The sequence below is a fragment of the Melaminivora alkalimesophila genome (assembly GCF_000282995.1).
GTDB classification, from domain to species: domain Bacteria; phylum Pseudomonadota; class Gammaproteobacteria; order Burkholderiales; family Burkholderiaceae_C; genus Melaminivora; species Melaminivora alkalimesophila.
This window is the reverse complement of the sequence record NZ_ALEE01000607.1, coordinates 1-528: the sequence shown is the minus strand read 5'-3', so window position 1 is coordinate 528 and position 528 is coordinate 1. Positions and strand designations below refer to the sequence as shown.

The 528-nt window shown below is 73.3% G+C and carries 2 protein-coding genes; one reads left to right on the top strand and one right to left on the bottom strand.

Going from position 1 to position 528, the window contains the following annotated elements; genetic code table 11:
• On the bottom strand, positions 1 to 287 hold a 287-nt coding region (locus A612_RS11900; protein WP_040436759.1), incomplete at its 3' end, for an SAM-dependent methyltransferase.
• Between A612_RS11900 and A612_RS11895 the strand changes: the two genes are divergently transcribed.
• Positions 287 to 528 (top strand): YraN family protein (locus A612_RS11895; protein WP_019374698.1); only part of this gene is annotated, 242 nt, incomplete at its 3' end. The two genes, A612_RS11900 and A612_RS11895, sit on opposite strands and share 1 nt — an antisense overlap.

The window sequence follows — 528 nt, the reverse complement described above, 5'->3', positions numbered from 1 at the left end:
AGGCGGGCGATCACCTGCTGCGCCGCCTCGGCCTCGTTGTGCTGGTGCAGTGCGAGCAGGGCGCTGCCTGGCCTGTCGATGCCGTAGGCGCGCAGCAGCTGCTGGGTGTGGCGCGTGTCCTCGCAGGCGATGGCATCGGCCAGTTGCAGCACGTGCAGCGCCCGCAGCGTGATATCGGCCAGGTTGCCGATGGGCGTGCCCACGACGTAGAGGGTGCCCGCCGGATAATGCTGGCCGGCCGCGGCGTCGTGCGCGGCCGCCCGTGCGGAGACAAAGGAGGGGCTCAATGGGATTCCTCGGTGAAGGGGCGGGGCAGGGCGGCGGGCCGCGCCCACTGACCACGCGCGTGCTCGGCAACGCGGCCGAAGACCGGGCGCTCGCCCACTTGCAGCAGGCAGGCCTGCGGCTGGTGCAGCGCAATTATCGGACGGCCGGGCGCGGCGGCGGCGAGGTGGACCTGATCATGCGGGAGCCGGACGGGACCCTGGTGTTCGTCGAGGTGCGCAGCCGCGGCCGCGCCAGCCACGG